The sequence below is a fragment of the Photobacterium sp. GB-1 genome, from assembly GCF_003026165.1.
GTDB lineage: Bacteria > Pseudomonadota > Gammaproteobacteria > Enterobacterales > Vibrionaceae > Photobacterium.
Genome location: NZ_PYOB01000052.1, coordinates 1 through 1,592 on the forward strand (window position 1 = coordinate 1; position 1,592 = coordinate 1,592).

The following is a 1,592-nucleotide window of genomic DNA, read 5'->3' on the forward strand; positions in this document are numbered from 1 at the left end:
TATTTTGTCCATCGGATTAAATACACAAACAGCAAAGCTAGTTATTTAATATCAATAAGTTAAAAGCACCTACTGAGATAATTAAGAAAATTTTCTGATTAAAAACGAGACTTAATCGGCAAAATTTACGATTTCCATTATAACTGGGTAAATAAACAGGTTGCTTCATTAGCAGAAAACAAAAGCATCTCGCCTTATTGAAATAGGATTATCTGAAGCTCGCAAAGAAAGGAAATGGAGATAAGAGAGGTGGCGACAAAGAAGGGTTCATCTCCATGTTTAGGCATTATTGCGGCTTGTGGTGATGATAAGACACAGCTTCAAGCGATCCAATTTATGTTCATGTTATCCGGGCAAACAGACGTTGCCCTCACCGAATAAAACGGTACGTATAAAAGCCCAACCCTTTTGCCCCTGCTGCCAACATGTCATGCAATTAACGGGAATATTTCGACCCAGATAACCGATGTTAAATAATAAGGATAATGGCTTTCACGCTTCATAATTAAAGAGAATTTTATTATACATCAGGGTATTAATATTATTGGTTCACACCAAGGATAACGCTCGACTTCTTTTTGTCATCACCCTTCATGCTATTTCCAATATTTACTTATATAAGGTGGCTTGGGCTTGTCCAACACTTCGGATAGGTGTCGGCTTCGCAACACATATCCTTATCTGTTATGTGACTATTGATTGAATGCTGATTTGTATAGGTTAAAGCTAGTATTTAGCGATTGTGTTAGGTCAGAAATTTCATTTAGAACAAGCCCCATATCTTCTCTTTCTGTTACGATATAGGCTTCGAACCAAAAACTTAAAGTATCACCGAGCTGGACTTTGTCACCTACAATGGGCGGCAAACCAATAGCTCGAATTTGAACATTATCACCTGACCTAGATAGGTCACGAACCCACCATGAGAGAAATTCTAATGCTTGTAATCCTAATGCATTTTTTTGAATCTCAAAGGCAACATTAATTAAAATTTCATTATTAAGGTTTCCTCCACTCCTCCTATACATTGATATTGGTAGATCAGCATATTCCCCAGAAAAATAGACCTCGTTTAATGTAACAATATCTTCTTTCGAGAAATGATGTTTACCTACTTCGGCACTCCTAATTCCAGGTATAGCTTGAAATGCTTTTTTAAGTGCAAGCACCTCTGAAGGCATATCATTTGCGTAAACAGAACTAGCCGTAAAGACTAAAGCAATCAGTATTAATCGAAACTTCAAAATTACTCCTTAGCACATAACGTCGGCTTAAGGGGCGAAAAACACACGATTCACTCGATCTAACCGCCTTAAGCGCCAAAATTTGAATAGACTAAAAATTGATCCAGTGTTTTTAGTCCCCTTGAAGCCCTTGTTGAACGAAGCCGCTGCGCGGCAGAGTGAAAGCCCATAAGCTCGACTACGGTAAATATACCTTTAAAAAAGGAATATTTATCATGAACAAAGCACAGCAACATCGTTCAGATTATCTTTATGAACAACACCTTACCCATCTCACCTTGCAAGGTAAACGCCCCGCTACGATTGATGCTTATAGTCGTGCTCTACGTCGCATTACCCATCAACTGG

Annotated in this window: 2 protein-coding genes and 1 pseudogene; 2 read left to right on the top strand and 1 reads right to left on the bottom strand. The window is 38.3% G+C overall.

Annotation, left to right across the window (positions count from 1 at the left end; translation table 11 throughout):
- The first annotated feature begins 249 nt into the window (after positions 1 to 249).
- A complete protein-coding gene (locus tag C9J45_RS21860; protein ID WP_255418472.1) occupies positions 250 to 381 on the top strand; it encodes a hypothetical protein in 132 nt (43 codons plus the stop codon).
- A 311-nt stretch (positions 382 to 692) separates the two neighbouring features.
- On the opposite strand, the gene C9J45_RS21310 is transcribed toward C9J45_RS21860, so the two are convergent.
- Positions 693 to 1,244: a hypothetical protein gene (locus C9J45_RS21310; protein ID WP_107245289.1), complete on the bottom strand. Its 552-nt coding sequence runs from the start codon at positions 1,242 to 1,244 to the stop codon at positions 693 to 695.
- A gap of 215 nt (positions 1,245 to 1,459) precedes the next feature.
- On the opposite strand from C9J45_RS21310, the pseudogene C9J45_RS21315 reads away from it, so the two are divergent.
- A pseudogene (locus tag C9J45_RS21315) lies at positions 1,460 to 1,592 on the top strand (integrase); the annotation flags it as partial.